We start from the raw sequence: 24,087 nt of genomic DNA, 5'->3' as shown, positions 1-24,087 counted from the left end.
ACGCCCTGCAGCAGCGTGCGTACCCGCACCCGGTCCTCGTCCCCGAAGTGCCGGCTGGCACAGATCATCCGCACCAGCGGGTCGTCGAGGACGACGGAGCGCCCCAGTTCCTCGGCCAGGCCGTCCACCAGCGCCTGCAGCACTTCGCCTCCCGCACGCGCGCGCCGGATCCACATCGCCATGATCAACTCCTTCCTGGCCCGCCATTCATACAAGGAGCGAAGCGGAAGGACAACGTTCAACAAACCGAGGATCCGACGGCTCCACCCGACCGGGGCGGGCGGTCACCCGGGACGGCGCCGAACCCCCGGAGGGAGCCGCACAGGGACTTCCGGGGCGAACCGGAGGAAGGCCAAAAGGCTTTCAGCGCGGCCGAGTTCACCCCTGATGGCGGCCGGGCCGGGATGCCCCTTCGGCCGTGCCGCTCCCCGGCCGCCGGACCGGGCGGACAGGACGGGAACGAGGCCGAGGAGCGCCCGCACACCCCGCGAACGGTGCGCAGAGTGTCGTATCGCGGTGCACCGCCAGCACATCGGCGCATGTCCGGACATCGGCCGGCCGGCCCCGGGGCCGCACCCGACCCGCCACCCTGAGCCGCCGGCCACCGCGTCGCCACGCCGCCGCGGGCCGTCAGCCCCGGATCGCGCCCGTCGCCAGGCCCGCGGCGATCCGGCGCTGGACGAGGAGGAAGGCGACGACCACCGGCAGTGCGGTGAGGGTCGCACCGGCCATCAGACCGCCGTAGTCCAGCCCGGCCCAGGGCGGGGCCGTGCCGGCGAACAGCTGCTTGCGGGTCATGTCCTCGAAGGAGAGCAGGACCATGTCGACCAGCGGGTAGCCGAGCTACGCCGTGCGACGGGAATTCTGATGGAACGTCAGATCGAGGGCGCCGGCACATGGGCGGATCCCCTCGGGGGCGCGGACGACCGACCGCGCCATCGGCCTCGACGATGGCGCAAAGAGGACGGAGATCGTCACAGTGGTCGACGGCGTGCGCCACCAGGGGGAAAAGGAAAGGGACTTGACGAACAGTCAGTTGACAACAGATGCGGATGCCGGCCGCTCAGGCACCGCTCCCCGACGCCCCGGGTTCACGGCCGAACGCCTTGAGGAAGGTGTCCACCGCAGCCCGGGCGATGCCGTTCAGCTCGGCGTCCGGGACCTGCCGGGTGCCACAGCGGGAACGGGCCTCCATCGGACCGGCGAGCAGCGCCATGAACTGTTCGGCGGCGCAGGCCGGGTCGGTGGCGTTCAGCCGCCCGGAGAGGGTCAGCCGGGCCAGCCGGTCGGCCATCGCCTCGGTGACCCGGTCGACGCCCCGGCCCTGGACGGTGTCCAGCAGGTCGGGGAAGCGGGCGACCTCCGAGTGGAGCAGCCGGCGCAGGGCCCAGGACTGTTCGCTGCGGTGGCAGAGCAGCAGGGCCTGGGCGACGGACACGAGCGCGTCGTGAAGGTCGTCGCAGGACAGGAGCAGGCCCTCGACGGCGGCCAGGTTCCGGGCCGTCGCCTCGTCGGCGGCGATGAGGACGGCCTGGCGGAAGAGGTTCGCCTTGTCGTTCAGGTGGTTGTAGACGGTCGGCTTGGCGACACCGGCCTCGTCCGCGATCTCCTTCACGCACGCGTTGGCGTAGCCCTGGCGGGCGAACACCGTGAACGCGGCGGTCAGGATGGCCTGCCTCTTGTCGATGCGGCCGCGCGGCGCCCCGCGTCCGGCCTCGACTGTCGCACGTGCTTCGGTCACCCGGTCATCGTACTCGCGGCGAACTCGACTTGGACTCACGGGTTCAAAATTGTGGACTTGTGGGTTGCGAACCTGACTGAGTGGCCGTTAGGTTCGAATCGTTGATCCAAAATCTTTGAGTCCGGCGCAACCCCACGCACTCGACCGGAGAAGCAGCCATGTCCCGAGACCGGGCCGATCGGCTCGCACCCCCACACCTGCTCGACGTCATGAGCGCGTCCGTCTCCCCCGGCGTCCGCCGGATCGTCCTGGACGCCGACGGCGCGGCCCTGTCCGCACTGCTCTGCGAGCCCGAGCACGGCTCCGCGCGGGCCGTGGTCGTCGCCCTGCACGGCGGCGGCACCAGCGCGTCGTACTTCGACGGCCAGGCCGACCCTGACCAGTCGTTGCTGACCCTCGGCGCGCACCTCGGCTACACCGTCCTCGCCGTCGACCGTCCCGGCTACCGCGGGTCCGCCGGGCGCTTCCCGGACGGGCAGCGGCTCGCCGACCAGGCCGGTACCGTCCGCGCGGCCCTGCGGGACTTCACCGCCCGGCACGCCCCCGGCGCGGACCTGTTCCTGCTGGGGCACTCGCTCGGCGGCAAGCTCGCCCTCGGCCTCGCCGCCGACCCGGACGGACTCGACCTCGTCGGCGTCGACGTCTCCGGCTGCGGCCACGAGTACGCCGTCGACCCGCGCGACATCCTCGCGCCCGGCGGCAAACTGTGGCGGCACCACTGGGGTCCGGTGCGGCTGTACCCGCCGGACACCTTCCGCGCCGGCGGCCAGGTGGTCGCCCCGATGCCCGACCGCGAGAAGGCGGACGCCATCGCCTGGGCCGAGGACTTCGCCGCGCTCGCCCCGCGCGTGCGGGTGCCGCTCCGGCTCACCTTCGCCGAGTACGAGGCCTGGTGGCGCCACGACGACCGGGCGCTGAGCGACCTCGCGGCCCGCTTCACCGCCGCCCCCCGGGTGCTGGTGGACCGCCAGCCGCAGGCCGGCCACAACATCAGCCTCGGCTGGGCCGCCCGCCCCTACCACCTGCGGGCGCTCGCCTTCCTGGCGGACTGCCTGGCCGCACGCGCCGCGGCCGGCCCCGCGCGGACGGCCGCCTGACCCGATCCGCCGCCGTACGGCAGTGGCCCCCCCGAAGCTCCGGTGCGCGCAGCCGCGCGGACCGGCCGCCGGACTTCCGGCGAACCCACCCACCCACTGGAGGACACCATGAGCACTGTCACCGCCGAGCTCGAGTTCGACCTGGACCTGGACCTGGAGATCGTCGTGGAGGAAGGCGCCGTCGCCGGCGCGAAGTCCTTCACTGGGACCGGCACCTGCCTGTCCTGCCCGATCACCTCCTGGCTCTGCTGATCCGGTGACCGGTGCCGGGCGGTGCGCGCACTCCGCGTCCTCCGCCCGGCACCGACGCGCGCGCCCACGGGCCGCGCGGGACGACGGACGGACGGGACGGACGAGCGGAACGGGGATGGACAGGATGCGGACGGACAGCGGGACCGGCTTCGAATCGGCGGGAGTGGCGCTGCTCCGCGCGGCCGTCCTGCCACTGCCCGCGGACGGCGGCGGGTCACCCTCTCCCGATTCCGGTGACCCCGACCGCCTGCGGGCCGAAGTCGAACGCCTGGCATCCGAAGCGGAGTTCATGGCCGCGGTGGACCTGGCGAGCCCCGCCCTGGCGGCCGAGGCCCGGCGGGTGATCGCCGGGGAGCCGCTCAAACCCCGCCGGTTGCGCCGCCTCGCCGTCTCGCTCCTCAAGTACCGGCTGCGGATGACCCACCGCGCGACCCCCTTCGGCCTCTTCGCCGGCGTCGCCGTCGCCGGCTTCGGAGCCTCGCCCGCCGCGGACCTGGGCACCGGGCACCGGCCGGTCAGCCGTCCGGACGCCGGGTGGCTGGACGAAGTGCTGAGCGCCCTGCTCGCCGACCCCGCGGTGCTCCGCGGCGGACGGCTCGTCGCCAACGCCCTGCGGGTCGAGCGCGAGGAGCGCCTGGTGCTGCTCGACGTCTACCAGGCCGACGGTGCAAGCCAGTTGCGCCACTCGGTCGGGCTGAGTCCAGCCGTGCGGTACCTGCTGGAGTGCGCGGCCGAGCCCGTCGGCTGGTCGGAGCTGCTGGCCCGGACGGCCGAGCGTTTCCCGCAGGCGGAGGGCGCCGCCGTCGACCGAGCCATCACCCAGCTCGTCCGCACCCGCTTCCTGTTAAGCGACCTCGTCCCGCCGCCCGAGTGCGCGGACCCGCTCCGGCACGTCCTGGACCGGCTGGACGGGCTCGACCACCCGGCGGCCGCGGCCCTGCGCGGTGTCCGGGCCTGCCTCGCCGCGCTGGACGCCGCCGCCCCGGGCGACCGGGGACGCGCGCTCACGGCGGCGCGCGAGCGGATGGCCGCACTGCACCCGACCGAGCACCCGATCCAGACCGACCTCGCCCTGGACGCCCGCGTCGTCCTGCCGGCGGAGGTCGCCCGCGAGGCCGAACGGGCGGCGGACGCCCTGTGGAGCGTCTCCCTGATCCGGCCCGGCAGTGCGCACCTGCGCGAGTACCACGAGGCCTTCCTGGAACGGTACGGCACCGACCGGGCCGTACCGTTGCTCGAACTGCTCGACGAGGGCCGCGGATTGGGACTTCCCGCGGCGTACCGTGCGGCCCCCGGACGCCCGGCCCCGCATCCGGGGGCGGAAGCCCGGGACCGGGTGCTCGGCGAACTCCTCCTCGCCGCCGTCCGGCGGGCGGCCGACGGCTCGGTGCCGGAAGTCCGGCTCGACGAGGGGGCGTTGGGCGACCTCGCCGGGCCGGTGTCGCGACGGCGCCCCGGCTCCCTCGAACTCGGCGCCGAACTCCTCGCCGACAGCTGGGAGTCGTTGTGCGCGGGCGACTTCCGGCTCGTCCTGGGCGGCAACCCGGGCTCCCCGCTGGCCGGTGCCACCTTCGGCCGGTTCGCCCACCTCCTGGGCGAACGGGCCGACGACGTCGCCGCGTTCGTACGGCGGGCCGGCGGCGGCGCCGAGCCCGGGGAACGCGCCGCGACCGTCGCCTACCGGCCCCGCGCGATCCGCTCGGGCAACGTCGCCGCCGTCCCGCAGTGGCTCCCGGACCGCATCCCGCTGGGCGTCGGCCCCGCCACGACGGAGGGCACCCGGGACCTGCCGGTCGAGCACCTGGCCGTCCACGCCGACCTCGACGGCCTCCGGCTCACCGACACCCGCAGCGGGGAGCCCGTCCGCCCGGTCTCGTACTCGATGCTCAACCCGGCCGGCGGGCACCTCCCGCACGTCGCCCGGTTCCTCCTGGAGCTCGGGCAGGAGGGCCAGGACTGGTGTCTGCCCTGGAACTGGGGCTCGTGGTCGACGGCCCCCGTCCAACCCCGGGTCAGCCACGGCCGCACCGTCCTCGCCCCCGCGCGCTGGCTGCCCGACCGCGAGCTGACCGCGAGCGCAGGAGGGCCCGACTGGGAGGCGGAGGTGGCGCGTTGGCGCGGGCGCTGGAGCGTGCCCCGGCACGTCCTGCTGACCCGCGCGGACCACCGCATCGCCGTCGACCTCGACCAGCCCCTGCACCGGACGGTCCTCGCCGAGGAACTCGCCCGCCCCGGGCTCGCCGTCGTGGAGCGCCTCGGCGCCGACCGCCCCGGCACGTGGCTGACCGGCCCGGACGGCCCGCACGCCACCGAGCTCGTCCTCCCGCTGCTCGCCGCACGCGAGCCCGCGAACCGCACCGCGCCGCGGCGGCCCGCCCCCCGCCCCCTGCCGGACCGGGCATCCGCCACCCACCTGCCCGGCGGGGAGTGGCTGTACGCCAAGGTCTACGTCCCGCAGGCGCGCCAGGACGGGCTCCTCGCCCGGCGCTCGGCGCTGCTCACGGACCCCGACCTGCTCGCCGAGGCCGGTGTCGACGACTGGTTCTTCCTGCGCTACGCCGATCCGGATCCGCACCTGCGGCTGCGCTTCCACGGCAAGCCCGCCGGCCTCTGGACGGCCCTCCTGCCCCGCCTGCACGGCTGGGCCGAGGACCTGCGCGACGCCGGGCTCGGCGGGCGACTCGTCCTGGACACCTACGACCCCGAGACCGAACGCTACGGCGGGCCCGCCCCGCACGACCGCGCCACCCGGGTCTTCCACGCCGACAGTCGACTGGTGATCGCCCAACTCACCTCCGGCAAAGAGGTGTTCGGCCTGTCCGGCACGGCGCTCGCGGCCCTCGGCGTGCTCGACCTCGTCACCGCCCTCGGCACCCCCGAGGAGGCCCTCGCCTGGCTGAGCGGCGAGCCCGTCCGCGCCCGCATCGGGGACGTCGACCGGGACGGCAAGAGGACGATGGCCGCACTGCTCGACGAGAACTGCCGGCCCGGGCCCGGGCTGACACCGGAGACGGCCGGGCCGTGGGCCGCACGGGCGGACGCCCTCGCCGACCTGCGCACCGCCCTGACCGCCGCCGCGACCTCTCCGACCCGCCGGGCGTCCATCGCGACGAGCCTCGCCCACATGCACTGCAACCGCCTCCTCGGCCCCCGCCCCGACGACGAGGCCCTGGCCCACGCGATCGCCCGCGAGGCCCTGTCCCTGCGCATCGACCGGAAGCGGCACGGCCGATGAGCACCCACGAGACCCACCGCACCGGGACGGCCCGGCCCGCCGCGCACCAGGAGCGACCGAGCGGCGCGGAACGGACCGCGCGCACGGCCCGGGCCGTCGCCCACCGGGTCGGCGAGCGCCTGCGTGACCCGCAGCACGTCGCCGAGACCGCCGGGCGGGCGTTCGCCACCGCCCCGGCCGACCTGCTGCTGCCCGGCTGGCAACCCGCCTCCGCCCTGCTCGGGCATGCCGGGATCGCCCTGCTGCACATCGTCCGGGCGCGGCACGAGCCCGACTGGTCGTCCGTCGCGCACGCGCACCTGGCCGCCGCCGTCCGATCCGCCCCCGCGGCCGGCCCGGCCGGGGCGGGCGATCTGATCCTCCCGGCCCTGCTGCACGCCCGCCTGACCGGCGGATACGCCAAACTGCTCGCCCGCAGCACCGAGTTGGCCACCGCCCACACGGCGGCCGTGGTCGCCGCGCTCGACGCCCGGCTGACCGAACACGGGCCGGGCCTCTCCTACCTGGACTACGACGTCGTCGCGGGTCTCGCCGGCCGGGGCCGCGCCCTGCTGGCCGCCGCGAGCTCCGGAGACGAGCGCGTCGCGGCGGTCCTGTCCGACCTGCTGCGCCTGCTGGTCCGGCTGACCCGCCCCACCGAGGTGCGGGCCCGCGAGGTGCCGGGCTGGTGGTGCGCCCCGGAGCGCTACGTCGTCGACCGCGACCGGCTGGCGTACCCGTCCGGAGACTTCAACCTCGGTGCCGCACACGGGATCTGCGGCCCGCTCTCACTGCTCGCCCTCGCCCACCGCGCGGGAGTCGTGGTGCCCGGCGGGTCGGAGGCGATCCGCTCCGTCACCGACTGGCTCCTGGCCAGGGAGCTGACGGACGCGGCGGGCGCCTACTGGCCCGCGCGGATCCCGTACGAGGAGGAGACCGGCCAGGCCGTCGGCACCGGTGCGGCCACCCCCCGGGCGGGCTGGTGCTACGGCGCGTCCGGCATCGCGTGGTCCCTCCACCTCGCCGGTGACGCCCTCGCCGATCCGGCGGTCGGGGCCCGCGCCCGGGACGCCATGCGCGCCGCCGTCAGCCGGCCGCTCCCGAGCACGATGGCGGACGACCCCGGCCTGTGCCACGGCCGCGCCGGCGTGCTGCACACCGCCGTGCGGATGGCGGCCGCGACCGGCGACCCGGCGCTGTGGGCGGCCGCGGACCGTGCCGCCGCCGAACTCGCCGCCGCCTTCGACGAGGACGCGCCGTTCGGATACCGCCAGCACGTCCCCACCGGCACGGGCCCCCGGTACCTGGACAGCCCGGCCCTGATCGACGGCGCCACCGGAGCGGCCCTGGCCCTGGCCGGCTACGCCGACGCGCGGGCCGATCCGGACGGGGCGGACGACCCCGACGGGGCGGACGAAACCGACTGGGACGCGGCCCTGCTGCTGACCTGAGGCCGCCGACGCCGCCCCGAGGTCACGCGGGCGCGAGGACCGACAGCGCCCGCCGTCGGCGCGGCCTCGGCGCGGCTCCGCCATGGCTTCGACGCGCCTTCACCCGGCTTCGACGCGCCGTCGCGCGGCCGCGCGCGCCGCGCCTCCCCCCGCTCCCGCGTGCGCCGCGAGTCCCCGACAGCGGCCGCGAATCGCCAGCACATTGGGAGAACACCGCCCCCGGTAACCATCTTCTTGGAAGCGGCTGCCCCTCCGCTCTCCCACACCCGACGGCCGAGGTTCAGGCGAGGAGACCATGCGGGATGCAATCAGCGACGGCACGGGCAACCGCGTCGTCATCAAGGTGGGAACGTCGTCTCTGATCACCCGGGGAGAAGTCGACCCCGTCAAGCTCGACACCCTCTGCACGACGGTAGCGAAGGGCATCGAGGCCGGTCTGGCGCCGGTGCTCGTCACCTCCGGGGCGATCGCCCTGGGCCGCACCAGGCACGGCGATCTGACCCGGGACACGGCGGAGGCCGCACAGACCGCGGCGGCGCTCGGTCAGGGAATGCTGTACTCGGCGCTCCGTGCCCGGTTCGCCGCGCACGGCCTGGAGACGGGGCAGATCCTGCTGACCCCGCACGATCTCGTCGCGCCGGAACGCGGTGGCGGTGTCCGCCGCACGTTCGACCTGATGCGCTCGCTGGGCATGGTGCCCATCGTCAACGAGAACGACGCGCTGGGCGTGCGCAACAACGACGTCCTGGCCGCTCTGCTCGGCGGATTCCTCGAAGCACGGCTCCTGCTGCTGCTCACCAACGTGGCCGGCCTCTACGACGGCAACCCGATGCTCGCAGAGGGCGCCGTGCGCATCGCCGAGGTGACGGGTCCGATCTCCGAAGTCGAGGCGATGGCCGGAGGATCCACCGGAGACGGCGGAACCGGCGGCATGCTCGTGAAGCTGAGCGCCTGCTGGATCGCCGCGCACGCCGGGGTCCGCACCGTGGTGGCCGACGCCATGGACTCCACCGTCCTGATCGCGGCCTTCCGTGGCGACGAGGTGGAGGGAACCGTCTTCCCGCCGCGCACGACCCACGCCGCCGCGCCCGATCTCGGCCGCCTGTGGCGGGCCTTCCGGTACCCCCCGAGCGGGACCGTGGTCTGCGACGCCGCGGGGCGGCAGGCCGTCGAGTCGGGCCGGGCCCTGCTCGCCGGGAGCGTCGGCGTGCTCAAGGGGCCGTTCGACCGCGGCGACGTCGTGGACGTCCTCGGTCCGGACTCCCGGGTGATCGCCCGCGGCACCGTCCGCCTCGGCGCGGCGGAGGTCCGGGCCGGCGACCGGTCCGCCTCGGAACTCATCGACGACTGTGACTACGTACGGATTTTTGGAGGCTAGTTGTGTCGGTAATCGAGATCTGCCGTGCTGCCGCGGAAGCGACCGCCGCCGTCAAGAGGCTAACCACGGCGAAGAAGAACCAGGTCCTCCTGGACATGGCTGCCGCCGTCGAGCGCAACCGCGACTCGATCATCAAGGCGAACGAGCAGGACATCGAAGCCGCCCGTGCGGCCGGTATCACCCCGACCCTCATCGACCGCCTGACCCTGACCGAGAGCCGGATGGCCGGGCTGGTGAACGCCATCCACACGGTGGCGTCGCTGGCGGACCCGGTCGGCGAGGTCGTCAAGGGCTGGACCCGCCCCAACGGCCTGCTGATCGAGCAGGTGCGGGAGCCGCTGGGCGTCATCGCGGTGATCTACGAGGCTCGGCCCAACGTCACCGCCGAGGTCGCCGCCCTGTGCCTGAAGACCGGCAACTGCGCGGTGCTGCGCGGTTCGTCCATGGCCGCCGCCACCAACGCCGCGATCATGGAGGCGCTGGCGGAGGCCATCGCCGAGCACGACGACGTGCCCCCCGCGGCCGTCCAGCTGATCTCGGACCCGTCCCGTGACGCCGCCCTGGAGCTGATGCGCGCCAAGGGGTACGTCGACCTGCTCGTCCCGCGGGGCGGCCCCGAGCTGATCGCCTCCGTCGAGAAGAACGCCACCGTGCCCACGGTGATCGACGGCGCCGGCAACTGCCACACCTACATCGACGGTTCCGCGGACCCGGACGTCGCGACCGCGGTCACGATCAACGCCAAGACCTCACGGCCGAGCGTGTGCAACGCGATGGAGACCCTGCTGGTCCACGCGGACCTGGCGGAGTCCTGGCTGCCCGGAGTCCTCGACCTGCTGGCCGAGGCGGGCGTGGAGATCCGCGGCGACGAGACCGTCCGCCGCGTCTGGCCGAAGGCGGTCGCCGCGACCGAGGAGGACTGGGGCACCGAGTACCTGCGGCTCGTCCTCGCGGTCAAGGTCGTTCCCGACGCCGACGCCGCCTTCGCGCACATCCGCCGGTGGGGCACGTCCAACGCCGAGGGCATCGTGGCCAGGGACATCGACGTGGCGCGGCGCTTCGCCCGGGAGGTCGACTCCGGCAGCGTCTTCGTCAACACCTCCACCCGCTACTCCGACGGCGGCGAGTTCGGCTACGGGGTCGAGATCGGCGTCTCCACCCAGAAGCTGCACGTGCGCGGCCCGATGGGCCTGGAGTCGCTGACAACGGTGAAGAACGTGGTCTGGGGCAGCGGCCAGACGAGGGTCGTCTGATGGCCGGGCAGCCGCACGCCGCGACGGAGCGGTCGCTGCGCACCTCCCGGCTGATGGAGGGCATCACCCAGGCACTGTCGGTCCAGCACAACAACGTCGTCTACGACATGAAGGCCGCCGGACGGGACATCATCACGCTGTCCCTCGGCGAGGCCTTCTTCGACCTCCCCCTTCCGTCCTTCGACGGCCTCACCACGCCCGGCCTGCACCACTACTCGCACTCCCGGGGACTGCCGGAGCTGCGGAGGCTGCTCGCCAAGTACTACGGGTCCGGGTTCGCGCTCCCGGTGGATCCGGACACCGAGGTGATCGTCACCGCCGGTTCGAAGGCCGCCATCTACATGGCGCTGATGGCGATCGTCGACCCCGGCGACCAGGTGATCGTGCCGGAGCCGTACTGGCTGAGCTACCCGGCGCAGATCCGCATGTGCCAGGGCGAGCCGGTGATGGTTCCGCACGACGTGCCGGTCTTCGACTTCGAGCGGTTCGTCACCGCGCGCACCCGTGCGGTCATCATCAACAACCCGAACAACCCGAGCGGGCACGTCTACACCCGCGCCGAGCTGGAGTACCTGCACGAACTGGCCGACCGCCACGGGCTCCTGCTGATCGTCGACGAGGCGTACAACGAGTTCATCCCGCCGGGCGCCGAGTTCATCTCGGCCGGGTCGCTCGACCCGGAGAAGCGGCACACGGTCACGGTCAACTCGATGTCGAAGAACTACGGCGTCTCGGGCTGGCGGATCGGCTACCTCATCGCCAACGAACGGCTCACCGAGCAGATCCTGAAGATCAACCAGCACCTGGTCACCTGTGCGCCCACCATCCTGGCGGCCTACCTGGCCGAACGCTTCGACGACCTCCTGGACGTCACCCGGCCGCAGATCCAGCGCACCGTCCGGTTGCGCAACCGGGTCGCCGGCTGGTTCGCGGACGAGGGCATCGACACCATGCCCGGCACGTCGACCTTCTACCTCTTCGTCCACCTGGGCGGATCCGGCCTCGACTCCACCGAGTTCGCCGACCGGCTGCTGAGGGAGAGCGCGATCAGCGTGGTGCCCGGCATCGGGTACGGGGACTCCTGCGACCGCTACGTGCGGGTCTCCGTGGGCAGCGAGTCCGAGGAGCGCATCGCCCGTGCCGTGGCCGCGATCCGGGACCTCATCGAGAGCACCACGCCCGAGCACCCGACCTCCCGACCGCGGCCGAGGGTCGAATCCGGGGTGTGACCCGCAAGCCGCAGCGCCGAGTCCTTCCGGCCTCGCGGTCCCGACCGCGAGGCCGGAAGGAACCCGATCATCCGACAGCAATCCGAGGGGAAGGCCCATGACGAGGGACTCCGTCACACGCAGCTACGTCGAGCGGTGCCTGGAAGAGGGCAGCGCCTTGCGGAACCTCGTGAGCCGCGTGCCGTTCCCCAAGGAAGCCGACGCCGACTACCGGAGCATCCTCCTGCCCCGGCCGATGTTCGTGCCGCACGGCTCCATCGCCGCGTGCGCCGACGACCTGACGTCGCTGTTCCACGTCCTGACCTCGCTGCCGGACCGGCTCTTCGGCGGGGACGTCGACGGCTACTCCCGGGAACTGGGCATCGACCCCCGGCGGGCGGCGCTGATCCAGCGGCTCGGCGGCGAGATCACCCTCTACGGGCGCGCCGACCTCTACCGCGTCGACGGCTCCTTCAAACTCCTCGAGTTCAACATCAACAGCAGCGTCGGCGGGGTCTCCTGGTCGGACATGGCCAAGTACATGCTGGAGGTGCCGGAGTTCCGGGAGTTCGCCGACGAGCACGGCCTCGACTACGTCCACACCGGCGAGCGTTTCGTCCGGGCCCTGCGTGAGGCGTCGAGGACCGTCACCGGCGGTGCGCCACCCGTCGTCGGCGCGGTCGACTGCGACGGCGCCATGGCCAAGTACCGGAGCATGTACCTGAGCCTCCAGGAGATGATGCGCGGGTTCGGCATCGAGATGGTCCTCGGCGAGCTGAGCGAGGTCCGGGAGAAGGGAGGGAGGCTGTACCTCCAGGGCCGGCCGCTGGACGTCATCGCGCGCTACTTCACGGTGGAGGAGGTGGTGGCGAGCCCCGACGGCGAGAAGGTCCTGGAGCCGATCTTCCGGGCGCACGAGGAGGGCCGCGTGGTCCTGTGGACCACGATGCGCACGGGACTGGTGCACAACAAGGCCTGCCTGGCGATGCTGCACGACCAGAGGTGGCACGACGCCTTCTCCGCCGAGGAGAGGGCGCTGATCGACCGGATCCTCCCCTGGGCCCGGGTCCTGGACTCCGGGACCGTCGAGGCCGGGGGGACCCCGGTGGATCTGCTCGACTACTGCCGGGAGCACCGCGAGAAGATCATCATGAAGCCCGTCAACGGATACTCGGGGATCGGCAGCTACGCCGGCTGGGAGCAGTCCGACCGGGACTGGCGGGAGCTCCTGGCCGGGGCCCGGGGGCGCGGGTACATCGTTCAGGAGAGGGTGGTCCCGGATCCGGAGCCGATCGTCGATCCGGAGAGCGGGGCCGTCCAAAACCACGACTCCGTCTGGGGCGTCTTCATCACTCCGGAGGGGTACGGCGGGGCTCAGGTGCGAGCCACACCTTCCGGCGGTCAGGCGGTCATCAACATGGGTGCCGACCGACGCGTCAAGGCGGCCCCCGTGTTCCGCCACGCTTCCTGAGACCGCGGAGGACTCCACGAATGACTCGGTCCCGGACGAGCGCGGACGATCCTTCCAGGGCAGTGGGAAGGCAGACGCCGATCGAGGGCGGTTCGACGGCGGGGAGCAGCACCGCCGCCGAACCGTCGATCTTCAGGAACGGAAACTTCAGAAGGCTCTTCGCCGCGAACTCCGTCAGTCTGTACGGCTCCCAGGTCAGTTACCTGGCCGTGCCGCTCACGGCGGTCACCGCGCTCGACGCGAGTGCGGCACAGGTCGGCCTGCTCGGGGTCCTGAGCACGGTCTCCTTCCTCCTGATCGGCCTCCCGGCCGGCGTGTGGGTCGACCGCATGCCCCGGCGCCCGATCATGTTCACCGCCGACTTCGGGCGGGCACTGCTGCTGGGATCGATACCCGTGGCGTGGCTGTTCGACGCGCTGACCCTGACGCAGCTGTACCTGGTCGTGTTCGTGAGCGGAACGCTGACGGTCTTCTCCGACATCTCCGCGCAGAGCTTCCTGCCGTCCATCGTGCCCCGGGAGCGCCTGCTCCAGGCCAACGGGTACATCGGCAGCGTCAGGGAGAGTTCCGGGGTCGCGGGGCCCAGTCTGAGCGGTCTTCTGCTCCAGCTGATGGCGGCCCCGGCCGCGGTGCTCGTCGACGCGCTCGGCTTCCTGCTGTCGGGAATCCTGATCTCCCGGATCGAGCGGGTGGACGAGTCCCACGCGGGGGCCGCGGAGAAGAAGGCGCTGTACCGGGGGATCTGGGAAGGGGTGAGGTTCGTCTTCTCCCATCCCCTGCTCCGCCCGATCGCGATGGCCGGAGCGATCACCAACTTCTCGCTCCAGATGGTCACGATCATGCTGCCCCTGCTCTTCGAGCACACGCTCCACTTCTCCGCGTGGAGGTTGGGCCTGTACCTGGCCGTCGGGGGCGTCGGCTCGCTGATCGGCGCGTACACCGGGCCGCGGTTGGCGGAGCGGGTGGGGCAGGGCAGCGTGCTGTGGCTCGCCGGCCTGGTCACCGCGCCGTTCGCCTGCCTGGTGCCGCTGGTCGACGGCGGGGCGGTGTACTGGGCGTCCGCCGTCTGCTGGCTCGTGGTCACGTACCGCATGGGGATGAACAGTGTGGTCCTGGTGAGCTTCCGGCAGCGCGTCACCCCGAACGACCTGCTGGGCCGCATGAACGCGACCATGCGTTTCGCCCTGACCGGAGCCACCGCGCTGGGTGCGGGGGCCTCGGGACTGGTCGGGGAGTTCTTCGGTGTACGGGCGTCGCTCTACGTCGGGGCGGTGGGGTTGGCGGTCGCCTGGCTCCCCTATGTCTTCTCCCCGCTTCGGCGAATGAAAACCCTTCCCTAGCGCCGGTCCTCTCCAGAGCGGTACACCGACCCGTTGTGGGGCCGCCCGGGCGACGGCATGCCCCCTCGACGCTCTCGCGCCGGGGGGGCATGCCGTCGCCTCCTTCACGCCAAGGATCGCTGACGTTCTATCAGTTTTCTATCAGGATGCGACGGTTCGATCTTGACCCCCTTGCCGGGGCCCCGGCTTCATGGTCTACTTCTCCGGTGCCGCTTTGACGTCAGGTCGTCAAGACACCGACCAGTGCACCTGACTTAGGAGTTGAATGAAAGTCAGAAACCGGGCGGCCGAATGCGCCGCCCGGCCGTAGGTTAGAAGCTGGTCCTTTCGGGGGAAAGGGGATGGCCTTGCTTTCCGGTACGTCTGGAGTGTTGGACGCCGTCGTCGTCGGCGGCGGCATCGTGGGTGCGGCCGTCTTCCATGAACTCGCTGACCGCGGCGGCCGCGTGTGCCTGGTCGAGCAGGACCGGACCGGGCTCGGCACCACGGCATGGAGCGGCGGGATCGTGCGCTGCTACCATGACGATCCGGTCCTCGTGGAGCGCGCGGTACAGGGGCTCTCCTTCTTCCGGAACTTCGCCGAACGGACCGGGATTCACGCGGATTTCATCGAGAGCGGATTCCTCTACATACCGCGCCCGAGCATGCGTGAACAAGCCCGGTCCCTGACGGACCGCATCGCCCGGTCCTTTCCCGTCGAGTTGCTCTCCTCGGCCGATCTGGACCGCAAATTCGGCCATCTCCTCAACAGTTCCGCCGAATTCGCGGTATGGGAACCGCACGCCGGATATCTGGACGCCACGCAGGTGACGCGCGCGCTCGTCCGGTCCGCGGTCCGCAAGGGCGGCCGGCTGCTGGAAGGCGTCCGGGTCGACGGCCTGAACCGGGTGGGGGGACGCATTCGCGGGGTACGGGGCAGCACGGGCGTGGTGGCCGCGGACGCGGTGGTCCTCGCCACCGGCGCCCACACGCCACGGCTCCTCGACTCCTGGGGCGTCCCGCACGACCTCTGGGCGCAGGCCATCCAGGTCGAGCTGCGCGGCGTCGACGGTGCGCCGGCAGACCACCCCGCGTACATGGACGACGTCTGCTCCGTCAACGGCAGACCGGATCCCGACTCCGCCGGGATGCTGCTCGGCCACCCCACCGGGTACCGCGTCGACGGTGCGATCGAACGCACCGCCGTCGACCCCGAGCAGTCCCGGCTGGCCGTCGAGGCCGGGCGACGGCGCTTCGGCTGGGTCGAGGCGAGCGTGTCGCTCGGGGGCTTCAGAGCGGCGGAGTGCTACGCCCCGGACGGGCGGGGCCGCGTCGCGTGGGTTCCGCGGGAGGCCGGCCTGATGCTCGCCACCGGCTTCAACGGAGGCGCGTTCAAGCTGGCCCCGTGGGCCGCCGGAGAAGCAGCCCGACTCCTGGCCGGCTGAGCACCGGACCGCCGCGGTCTCCCCGCAGTTCACGACAGTCCATTCCGACTGCCGTTCCTCCGCCATGCCCACACGAAAGGTGGATGTCGATGTCCCAGGACATCAAAGGAGTTCTCCCGGTCGTCCTCATGCCGTACACGGAAGACGGCTCACGGGTCGACGAGGACGACTTCCTCTCGCAGACGGAGTTCATGTTCCAGGCCGGCTGCAACGGCTTCGTCGTGGGCCAGGTGTCCGAGGTGCTGCGGCTGACCCACGAGGAGCGGCTGCGGGTCGCCGAGCTCTCCGCCAAGGCCGCCCGGGGCCGGGGCGTCTCCGTCATGAGCACCGGCGCCGAGACCCCCCAGGCGGCGGTGCAGTACTCGCGCCACGCCCAGGAGGCCGGCGTCGACGCCCTTCTCGTGATGCACCCGGCGACGATCCCGCTCGACGACGACGGCATGGTCGCGTACTACAGCGAGGTCATCGAGTCCGTCGAGATCCCCGTGATCATCCATCACGCCAAGAGCCTGGCGAAGCAGCCACTGAGCATCGCCGCCCAGGTGCGGCTGCTGGAGGAGTACGGCGAGGAGCGCGTGCTCTTCAAGCCGGAGGCGCAGCCGACGCCGCCGCGCGTCAGCCTGCTGCGCGACGCGACCGGAGGCCGGGCCCGCATCTTCGAGGGCGACGGCGGAATGATGCTGCTCGACTGCCACCGGCGCGGCCTGACGGGCACGATCCCCGCCACCGAGATCGCCGAGATCGTCGTGGCGCTGTGGAACCTGCTCGAGCAGGGCAGGCGCGCGGAGGCGGAGCGGATCGCGCACCCGCTCTCCTACCTCATGTGCCACATGATGAACAGCACCGACTACTACGTGTCCATCGCGAAGCGCTTCCTCAAGGAGCGCGGAATCGTGAAGAGCACCCACGTCCGCGGGCCGAGCCGGCACGTGCTCGACGACGAGACGTGGACCGAAGTCAACCACACCTACCAGAACCTGCTTTCGCTCGCGAAGGAGCTCACCCGATGAAGAACCACGCCTTCACCATCCGTCTCAAGGACGCCGCCGCCGCCGAGAAGTACATCGCGCTGCACCGTGACGTCATCCCGGAGATCGTCGCCCCGGGCGGCGCGCTCGACACCATCGGCGTCCGCAAGCTCCAGATCTTCTTCATCGAGCCGCTGATGCTGTTCATGTACGTCGAGGCCGAGGACCACTTCGACCCCACCCGTGACTTCCTGCGCGCCAACGACCTGCACCCGGCCGTGCAGGAGTGGGACGACATGATGCACGCCGACGGCGGCCTCCTCGTCCGGCACGAGAACCACGGCAACAAGCTGAACTGGGCCGAGATGCAGCGCATTCACCACGTGGACTTCACCAACACGCTGCCCGACCTCGACGGGAAGTGAGCTCCTGTGGACCGCGTCGGGTTGACCGTTCTCGACTGCACGCTGCGTGACGGTGGTTACTACACCAACTGGAATTTCGACACCGCTCTCGTCGAGGAGTACCTGGCCGCCTGTCCGGGGCTCGGCATCGACGTGGTGGAGCTGGGCTACGTCCGTTTCACCAAGAGCGGGTTCGGCCCGTACGGGCAGCTTCCCGAAGGGCTGACCCCCAATCTGCGCGAGGCCCTTCCCGCGGACCACGCGCTGCGCTTCGCCGTGATGGTGGACGCCGCCGACATGGTGGGTCTGCCCGCGGCGGAGGTCGGCGGCCTGCTCAGGGAGAAGCTGGCCCCCGGCTCGCTTCCGGTGGACCTCGTGCGGGTCGCGGTGCGCTACGACAAGGCGGCCGGCGCCGTGGCCGCGGTCCACTCGCTCCGCGAGGCCGGGTACGGTGTCTGCATCAACCTCATGCAGATCGACCTCGCGACCGCAGACGAACTCGCCGTCTGCCTGGACGCCGTGGTCGCGATGGGCCCGCTCGAAGCGGTATACATAGCCGACTCGCTGGGTTCCCTGCGTCCGGAACGCACCGTCGAACTCGTCGAGTTGTTCCGCACCGGGCAGGACGCCCCGGTCGGCATCCACGCCCACGACAACCAGGGCTTCGCCCTGCACAACACGGTCGTCGCGGCGCAGCAGGGCGCCCTGTGGCTGGACGGCACCGCGTACGGCATGGGCCGCGGCGCCGGCAACACGCGCATCGAGCAGCTGCTCGCCGTCCTCGGCGAGGACGCGGACCGGCTGCAGCCGCTGATGGAGCTCATCGTGCGGCACTTCCACCCGCTGATGGACCGGTACCGGTGGGGCCCGAGCGGGCTCTACGCGATCGCCGGCATGCGCGACATCCACCCGACCTACGTCCAACGCGTCGAGGAGGACGCCTCGTTGGGTGCGGAGGAGAAGCTGCGGGCCGTCGGTTTCCTCGCCGGGGCCGCGTCCGCGGGATTCTCCGCGGCCCTCCTCGGCGAGGCCCTCGCCCATGCGGCCGGCGAGCGGCTGGCGGACGTCCTGGCGCGCTACCCGGTGGTCGTGTTCGACCTCGACGGGGTGCTCGTCGACTCCAACGAGCTGAAGGTCGAGTGCGTCCGCGCCGCGTTCGACGGCTTCCCGGCCGACCTCGTCGAGCAGTTCACGGACGAGTTCCGGCGCACGTTCGGCCGGTCCCGGCAGGAGCACTTCGCCCACTTCCACCGGGTGAGCGTGGAACGCGGCCTGGCGGGCCCGGACTTCGAGGCGTTCTACGAGCGGTACGCGGGCGCGTACGCGGACCGGCTGGCTCACCGCTACCCCGCGGCGCCGCTGTGCGCGGGCGCCGCGGAGACGGTCCAGCACCTGGCCGACCGGGGCGTCCCGCTCTACGTCGCCACGGGCACGCCCCGCGGCGAGGCGGACAAGGTGCTCGCCGCGGGCGGACTGCTCGGCGCCTTCCGCGCCGTGCTCGGCGGGGAGGAGCCGAAGTCCCGCCGTCTCGCGGAGATCCTGCGGCACGCCGGGGTCGACGCGCGGGACGTGGTGCTGGTCGGTGACTCGCGCCAGGACGTCCTCGCCGCGGACGAGACGGGCATCGACTTCGTACTCGTGACCCGCTACGGGTTCTTCCCGGCCGAGCGGACCCTCCGCGACCGCGTCGGGCGCCCGGCCCGTATCGTCACCGAACTGAACCCGAACGCTCCGGTCAGGCTTCTGACCGAGCATCACGACTGACCCGACGGTTCGGGCGTCGGCAGAACAAGGTACCGAGTCACACGGGAGGCACACAGTGACGGACAGCAGGCAGCCGGTGGTCATCTCAGGGGTGACCAGAGGGCTCGGACGAGCCCTGGCCCAGCGCTTCGCCGTCCTGGGCCACCCGGTGGCCGGGTGCGGCCGCGACGCCGACGCGCTGAGCGGGCTGGCGTCCGAACTGGGTGACGGCCACCGCTTCGAACGGGTCGACGTCACCGACGCCGACTGGGTCGACGCCTGGGCCGAGCGGGTGCACCGCGAGCTCGGCGCACCCGGTCTGGTCATCGCCAACGCCGGTGCCATCACCGGGCCGGCCCCGGTGTGGGAGGTCTCTCCGGAGGACTTCGACACCGTGATCCGGGTGAACGTGGGCGGCGTGTACGCGATGACGCGGGCGTTCCTGCCGCGCATCGCGGACGGCGGCACCCTCGTCACCGTCTCGTCGGGCTGGGGGCGCAACCCCCGGGGCATGCTCGCCGCGTACACGGCGAGCAAGTTCGCGGTCGAGGGCTTCACCCGGGCCGTGGCCCAGGAGGCGGCCCAACTGCGCCCGGGCGTCCGGGTGGTGGCCGTCGACCCGGGCGGCGGCGTGGACACCGCGATGCTGGCGACCTGCCTGCCCGACGAGCACCACACCTACCCGGGCGCCGACGAGTGGGCCGAGAAGGCCGTCGACTATCTACTCCACCGGTTGCCGGCGCACAGCGACGCGACCGGCCTCACCGTGAACTGAGGAACACCACACGCATGAACACCGCACTCCTGAACAACACCCGCGTCGTCGTCACCGGAGCCGCCCGTGACTTCGGTCGGACCCTGGCCATCCGGTTCGCCCAGCTGGGCGCCGAGGTCTACCTGTCCGCCCGCAGCCTGAAGGCGGCGCAGGCGACCCGCGACGAGATCCTCGCGCTCGGCCACGACAAGGTCCACGCCTTCTCCTGCGACCTGACCGACCCGGCCTCGGTCCGGGAGTTCGCCGAGCAGGTCGGCGCGCTCACCGACCGGGTGGACATCCTCCTCAACAACGGCGCCATGTGGCTGGAGGGCTTCGACCTCGGCACCGCCACCGACGAGCAGATCATGGCGACCGTCACGTCCGGCGGCGCCGGCACCGTCCTGATGGTCAAGCACTTCCTGCCGCTGCTGCGCGCCTCGGAGCGTCCCGACATCGTCAACATGGTCTCGGTGGCCGCGTCCTCGCGCACCGACTCGTGCTCGGGCAGCCCGGCCTTCTACGCCGCAAAGGGAGCCCAGTCGAACTTCGCCGAGATCCTGTCCCAGCGGCTGCGCCCGGAGGGCGTGCGGGTCATCTCGCTGTACCCGCCGGACTTCGAGAACGTGGACCCGCTGAGCGCGGACTGGGAGACCACCGACCGCCGGGCCGGGGCACCGCTGACCGCGCAGTCGCTGCTCGACTGCGTGCTGTTCGCCGTGGGCCAGCCCAGGGACTGCTTCATCCGCAACTTCAACTTCGAGCCGCTGTCCAAGACCGTCAAGGGATAGCCGACATGTGTGGAATAACCGGCTGGTACTCGCCCGTCCGCGTCCTCGTCGACGAGCGCGCGACGGTCGAGGCCATGACCGACACGATGGCCCTGCGCGGGCCCGACGCCGGGGGCGTGTGGCTGCGCCCCCGGGTGGCGCTCGGGCACCGCAGGCTCGCCGTCATCGACCTCGAGGGCGGGGCGCAGCCCATGGTCGTCGACGCGGCCGGCGGGGAGGTGGCGCTCACCTACAGCGGCGAGCTCTACAACTTCCGTGAGCTGCGCGACGAGTTGCGCCGGCGCGGCCACGACTTCGGCACCGCCAGTGACACCGAGGTCGTGCTGCGTTCCTACCTCGAGTGGGGTGACGCCTTCGTCGAACGGCTCAACGGGATCTACGCGTTCGCGATCTGGGACGGGCGCACGGAACGGCTGCTGCTGGTCCGCGACCGGCTCGGCGTCAAGCCGCTCTACCAGTACCGCCTGGGCGACGACGTCCTGTTCGGCTCCGAACCCAAGGCGATCCTCGCCCACCCCGAGGTCCCGCGCGCCGTCGACCTGGCGGGCCTGCGCGAGGCGTTCTCCTGGATCCGCACCCCGGGCCACGCCGTGTGGCGGGGGATGTCCGAGGTGCGGCCCGGCACCCTCGTCGCGGTGGACCGGGACGGGCTGCGCGAGCACACCTACTGGGAGCTCGAGGCCACTGCCCACGAGGACGACACGGACACCACGGTGGAACGCGTCCACGAGCTGCTGTCGGACATCATCCGACGCCAGCTGGTGACCGACGTGCCGCGGTGCACCCTGCTCTCGGGCGGCCTCGACTCCAGTGTCATCACCGCCTTCGCCCAGCGGGAGCTGGGCGCGTCCGAGCGGATCCGCAGCTTCTCCGTGGACTTCACGCGGCACGGCGAGCGCTTCACGGCCGACCGGTTCCGGGACTCGCCGGACGCCCCCTTCGCCCGCGAGGTCGCCGAACGCTCCGGCACGCTCCACACGAACGTCGTCCTCGACGCGGTGCGGATGGCCGACCCCGAGGTGCGCCGCGCGGTCGTGGGCGCGCGCGACCTGCCGACCGGTTTCGGTGACGCCGACAACTCCCTCTACCTGCTCTTCCAGGAGATCAGGAAGGGCTCCACCGTGGCCCTCTCGGGGGAGTCGGCGGACGAGGTGTTCGGCGGCTACCGGTGGATGCACGACCCGGCGGCCCAGGGCGCGGACGACTTCCCCTGGGTGGACCACACCCACGTCACCAGTCCGCACACCGGGATCGACGTGTTCACCCCCGAACTGCGCGCCTCCCTGGACCTGCCCGGGTACATCCGGCAGGGCTACGCGGACGCCGTGGCGCGGGCCCCCCGCCTGGCCGGGGAGACCGGGCTCGACGCCCGGATGCGGACGCAGATGCACCTGCACCTCACCCGGTACATGCGCATCCTCCTCGACCGCAAGGACCGGCTCAGCATGGCCGCCGGGCTGGAGGTCCGCGTCCCGTTCTGCGACCACCGCCTGGTGTCGTACGTCTTCAACACGCCGTGGTCCATGAAGACCTTCGACGGCGCGGAGAAGAGCCTGCTGCGGGCCGCCGCCCGGAACGAGCTGCCCCGGTCGGTGGTCGAGCGCAGGAAGGCCCCCTACCCCTCGACGCAGGACCCGGCGTACACCGGCGAACTGCTGCGGCAGGCCTCCGACGTCCTGGCCGACGGCGGCCACCCGGTCCAGGAACTGACCGACCGGCGGGTGCTGAAGGAGGTCCTGGGCCGGCGCCCGCAGGACGTGTCCCCCGCGTTCCGGACCGGCCTGGAACGCTGGCTCGACATGGCGACCTGGCTCGACATCCACCGTCCCACGCTGCAGCTCGCCTGACCCCGGGCCCGTCCGCCCCACAGGGAAACAGAGAAGGTGACACCGATGGCACTGCTCCATGTCACGCCCGAGACGGACGCCGCCCACACGCTGCTCCGCACCCGGGACGACCGGCGGATCGCCGAGGTCCTGGCCCCGCTGGGCGTGCGGTTCGAGAACTGGGAGACCGGCCGGGTCGACCGGGACGCCCCGGACGCGGCACTGATCGACGCCTACCGCCCGGAGATCGCGTCGTTCGACTCCGACGGCCGGCACCGCAAGGCCGAGACCATCACGGTCCGCCCCGACGAGACGAACCGGGAGTGGGTCGAGGACGTCCTCGCCTCGCGCCACAAGTACTTCAACGAGCACACCCACTCCGAGGACGAGATCTGGTTCTTCGCCGACGGCGGAGCCTGCTTCTACATCCGGGCCCGGGGCAGGGTCCACATCCTGGTGGCCACCGACGGCAACCTGCTGTCCCTGCCCGCCGGGACCCGGCACTGGTTCGACATGGGGCTGCGCCCCGACTACCGCGCCATCCGGCTGTACCTCACGTCGGAGGGATTCGACGGCGAGTTCACCGGGGACCGGATCGCGAACGGTTTCCCGTACGTGGAGGACGTCGTACGCGAGGACACCGCGACGACGGGGTGACCGGGAGTCACCGACGTGTACTGCAAGGGCGGATGCCCCGGATTCGCCATGCCCGCAGGGCGGTCCGGGGCCCGCCGGACACCCTTCTCGACACACAATCGGTGGAGCTACTCACGCCATGACGAACAGCAAAGTGGTCCAGCACGAGACCGTACGGAACGTCGATGAGCAACTCGCCTTCGAGACGGTCTGTTTCAGCGACCCGCAGGCGCTCGACCGCTATCTGAAGGACACCGCGGGCAGCCTCAAGGTACTCCGGCCCGAGTTCTCGACCGACACGGGGTCCGCGTTCTTCACCGGCCCGGACCGGCCGCTGCCGGCGGCCGAGCTCGGCGGGCTGTGGCGCGAGGGCGGCCGGGCCGTCGTCCACGACCACGTCCCGGGCACACCCTACTTCGCCAACGGCGTCGTGGTGGACGGGCAGCTGTGCCTCACCGACACCTGGCGCTGCTACACCATGGACGACGGGCCGCGCTCGCTCCTCACCTCGGTGGTGAACGTCCTGCCCGACGCGCCGGAGGTCAAGCTGCTGCGCGACCGGCTGCAGCCGCTGGCCGCGGCGACGGCGGACGGCGACGGGCCGGTCTGCTTCGAGGTGGTGCTCGGCGACGACCAGGTCAAGGTGGTGAAGTTCGCGCACCGGGTCGCCGGGGCGCCGCTGCCGGACCTCTGCGCGTTCGTCGGCATCGCCGGCCAGGCCGGGCGGACGGCCGAGACCCCGGACGGGTTCGTGGCCGACTACGCCTTCAAGGTGCGGCGGCGCGGCACGCTGAGGGGGTTCACCGGCCTGGACGAGGTGCGCCGTCTCCCGTCGTACCGCCAGGACCTCTTCATGCCGGCGCTCGGCGATCCGGTCGAGCCCACCGTGGACGAGGGCGCCGGCGCCATCGTCCTGCTCAGGCACGCGGACGAGGACGTCCTCCTCCGCGACCTGGCGTTCCTCCAGGAGCTCAACCGCTCCGGGGTGTTCGTCGTCGACTGATCCGACCGACGTCCGCCCCCCTCCTCGCCCCCGCAGACGCGCCGGTGCCGACCGCACCGCCGCGGCGCTGCCTCGCGCCCACCACCCGGTGCGCCTCCCGCGGGCCTCCGGTGGGCCGGTTCTCGTCTACGCA

20 protein-coding genes and 1 pseudogene are annotated in these 24,087 nt (G+C 72.2%); 18 read left to right on the top strand and 3 right to left on the bottom strand.

Annotation, left to right across the window (positions count from 1 at the left end; translation table 11 throughout):
• The 3 genes and pseudogenes from ACWDBE_RS19165 to ACWDBE_RS19155 all read right to left on the bottom strand — a co-directional run.
• Nucleotides 1-182: pseudogene (locus ACWDBE_RS19165) on the bottom strand (PucR family transcriptional regulator); the annotation flags it as partial.
• Nucleotides 183-630: 448 nt separating this feature from the next.
• Nucleotides 631-822 (bottom strand): hypothetical protein, encoded by a 192-nt coding sequence (locus tag ACWDBE_RS19160; RefSeq protein WP_449792540.1) that lies wholly within the window; start codon nt 820-822, stop codon nt 631-633.
• Between the two features lie 241 nt (nt 823-1,063).
• Nucleotides 1,064-1,741 carry a TetR/AcrR family transcriptional regulator gene (locus ACWDBE_RS19155; RefSeq protein WP_449808600.1) on the bottom strand — a complete coding sequence of 226 codons (678 nt, stop codon included), beginning with the start codon at nt 1,739-1,741 and terminating at the stop codon, nt 1,064-1,066.
• A 209-nt stretch (nt 1,742-1,950) separates the two neighbouring features.
• Between ACWDBE_RS19155 and ACWDBE_RS19150 the strand changes: the two genes are divergently transcribed.
• The 18 genes from ACWDBE_RS19150 to ACWDBE_RS19065 all read left to right on the top strand — a co-directional run bounded on the left by ACWDBE_RS19150 (nt 1,951) and on the right by ACWDBE_RS19065 (nt 23,954).
• The gene (locus ACWDBE_RS19150; protein WP_449808603.1) at nt 1,951-2,838 is read left to right on the top strand and encodes an alpha/beta hydrolase; all 888 of its coding nucleotides are present in this window, start codon (nt 1,951-1,953) and stop codon (nt 2,836-2,838) included.
• Nucleotides 2,839-2,946: 108 nt separating this feature from the next.
• Nucleotides 2,947-3,090, top strand: a complete 144-nt coding sequence (locus ACWDBE_RS19145; RefSeq protein WP_402406701.1) for a hypothetical protein — start codon at nt 2,947-2,949, stop codon at nt 3,088-3,090.
• Nucleotides 3,091-3,214: 124 nt separating this feature from the next.
• Nucleotides 3,215-6,325 (top strand): lantibiotic dehydratase, encoded by a 3,111-nt coding sequence (locus tag ACWDBE_RS19140; protein WP_449808599.1) that lies wholly within the window; start codon nt 3,215-3,217, stop codon nt 6,323-6,325.
• Nucleotides 6,322-7,755 (top strand): lanthionine synthetase LanC family protein, encoded by a 1,434-nt coding sequence (locus tag ACWDBE_RS19135; protein ID WP_449808598.1) that lies wholly within the window; start codon nt 6,322-6,324, stop codon nt 7,753-7,755. The genes ACWDBE_RS19140 and ACWDBE_RS19135 overlap by 4 nt, the downstream gene beginning before the upstream one ends.
• A 295-nt stretch (nt 7,756-8,050) precedes the next feature.
• Nucleotides 8,051-9,133, top strand: a complete 1,083-nt coding sequence (gene proB / locus ACWDBE_RS19130; protein ID WP_449808597.1) for a glutamate 5-kinase — start codon at nt 8,051-8,053, stop codon at nt 9,131-9,133.
• Between the two features lie 2 nt (nt 9,134-9,135).
• The gene (locus tag ACWDBE_RS19125; protein WP_449808596.1) at nt 9,136-10,386 is read left to right on the top strand and encodes a glutamate-5-semialdehyde dehydrogenase; all 1,251 of its coding nucleotides are present in this window, start codon (nt 9,136-9,138) and stop codon (nt 10,384-10,386) included.
• Nucleotides 10,386-11,615 carry a pyridoxal phosphate-dependent aminotransferase gene (locus tag ACWDBE_RS19120; protein WP_449792545.1) on the top strand — a complete coding sequence of 410 codons (1,230 nt, stop codon included), beginning with the start codon at nt 10,386-10,388 and terminating at the stop codon, nt 11,613-11,615. Before ACWDBE_RS19125 ends, ACWDBE_RS19120 begins: the two co-directional genes overlap by 1 nt.
• Before the next feature lie 97 nt (nt 11,616-11,712).
• Nucleotides 11,713-13,065, top strand: coding sequence for a hypothetical protein (locus tag ACWDBE_RS19115; protein WP_449808595.1), 1,353 nt, complete (start codon nt 11,713-11,715; stop codon nt 13,063-13,065).
• A gap of 62 nt (nt 13,066-13,127) precedes the next feature.
• Nucleotides 13,128-14,405: an MFS transporter gene (locus tag ACWDBE_RS19110; RefSeq protein ID WP_449808594.1), complete on the top strand. Its 1,278-nt coding sequence runs from the start codon at nt 13,128-13,130 to the stop codon at nt 14,403-14,405.
• 371 nt (nt 14,406-14,776) lie between these two features.
• Nucleotides 14,777-15,829: an NAD(P)/FAD-dependent oxidoreductase gene (locus ACWDBE_RS19105; RefSeq protein ID WP_449808593.1), complete on the top strand. Its 1,053-nt coding sequence runs from the start codon at nt 14,777-14,779 to the stop codon at nt 15,827-15,829.
• An 89-nt stretch (nt 15,830-15,918) separates the two neighbouring features.
• Complete coding sequence (locus ACWDBE_RS19100) at nt 15,919-16,839, top strand: dihydrodipicolinate synthase family protein (protein WP_392917698.1); 921 nt, start codon at nt 15,919-15,921, stop codon at nt 16,837-16,839.
• Complete coding sequence (locus tag ACWDBE_RS19095; protein WP_449792549.1) at nt 16,836-17,222, top strand: L-rhamnose mutarotase; 387 nt, start codon at nt 16,836-16,838, stop codon at nt 17,220-17,222. Before ACWDBE_RS19100 ends, ACWDBE_RS19095 begins: the two co-directional genes overlap by 4 nt.
• Before the next feature lie 21 nt (nt 17,223-17,243).
• Nucleotides 17,244-18,965 carry an HAD hydrolase-like protein gene (locus tag ACWDBE_RS19090; RefSeq protein WP_449808592.1) on the top strand — a complete coding sequence of 574 codons (1,722 nt, stop codon included), beginning with the start codon at nt 17,244-17,246 and terminating at the stop codon, nt 18,963-18,965.
• A 55-nt stretch (nt 18,966-19,020) separates the two neighbouring features.
• Nucleotides 19,021-19,719 carry an SDR family oxidoreductase gene (locus ACWDBE_RS19085; RefSeq protein WP_449792551.1) on the top strand — a complete coding sequence of 233 codons (699 nt, stop codon included), beginning with the start codon at nt 19,021-19,023 and terminating at the stop codon, nt 19,717-19,719.
• Between the two features lie 14 nt (nt 19,720-19,733).
• Nucleotides 19,734-20,489 (top strand): SDR family oxidoreductase, encoded by a 756-nt coding sequence (locus ACWDBE_RS19080; RefSeq protein ID WP_449792552.1) that lies wholly within the window; start codon nt 19,734-19,736, stop codon nt 20,487-20,489.
• 5 nt (nt 20,490-20,494) lie between these two features.
• On the top strand, nt 20,495-22,336 hold the full coding sequence (gene asnB, locus ACWDBE_RS19075) for an asparagine synthase (glutamine-hydrolyzing) (protein ID WP_449792553.1): 1,842 nt from the start codon (nt 20,495-20,497) through the stop codon (nt 22,334-22,336).
• Between the two features lie 45 nt (nt 22,337-22,381).
• Nucleotides 22,382-22,972 carry a cupin gene (locus tag ACWDBE_RS19070; protein ID WP_449792554.1) on the top strand — a complete coding sequence of 197 codons (591 nt, stop codon included), beginning with the start codon at nt 22,382-22,384 and terminating at the stop codon, nt 22,970-22,972.
• Between the two features lie 118 nt (nt 22,973-23,090).
• Nucleotides 23,091-23,954, top strand: a complete 864-nt coding sequence (locus ACWDBE_RS19065; RefSeq protein WP_449792555.1) for a hypothetical protein — start codon at nt 23,091-23,093, stop codon at nt 23,952-23,954.
• Nucleotides 23,955-24,087 lie beyond the last annotated feature (133 nt).

This window comes from Kitasatospora sp. NPDC001132, assembly GCF_053598415.1.
Note: the sequence above shows the minus strand (reverse complement) of the source record. Positions and strands in the feature narration are given on the sequence as shown.